Annotated in this window: 1 protein-coding gene; it reads right to left on the bottom strand. The window is 29.3% G+C overall.

What is annotated here, in order from left to right:
* Positions 1-238: 238 nt before the first annotated feature.
* On the bottom strand, positions 239-451 hold a 213-nt coding region (locus tag A6F49_RS14440; protein WP_235605018.1), incomplete at its 5' end, for a helix-turn-helix domain-containing protein.

The following is a 451-nucleotide window of genomic DNA, read 5'->3' as shown; positions in this document are numbered from 1 at the left end:
TTTCTATTCTTATCAATTCATTTCAAGGTGTCATAAAAATGTTTTCCTTTTTTAATTATGACTGACATTCCTTAAATTTCAATTTCAAAATCAATCAAAGAACGAATGAATAGCCCAAACTAAGAATACGGCAACAGGAAAGAAAAGCCACCAAAAATCATAAAGAAAATCAACTATGGAAGGTACCCGGTTGTTCTCTCTATAATTTCCCTCTAAAATTACTTTTTTTAAAACATGCTTATCCTTTAATTAAATGATCTAAAGTAATTCCAAATAAGTCACTCATAGCAATCAAAATATCTAAGGAAGGGTAATTTTTAGCACTTTCCCATTTAGAAACACTTTGTCTGGAAACCTTTAATATATTGGTTAATTCCTCTTGAGACCATCCTTTTAATTCTCTCTGTTCTTTTATATCTTCAGCTAATTTCATAAAATCACTCCTTAACTC

The organism is Enteractinococcus helveticum (assembly GCF_001657475.1).
GTDB classification, from domain to species: Bacteria; Actinomycetota; Actinomycetes; order Actinomycetales; family Micrococcaceae; genus Yaniella; species Yaniella helvetica.
This window is presented reverse-complemented; position numbering and strand designations above follow the sequence as displayed.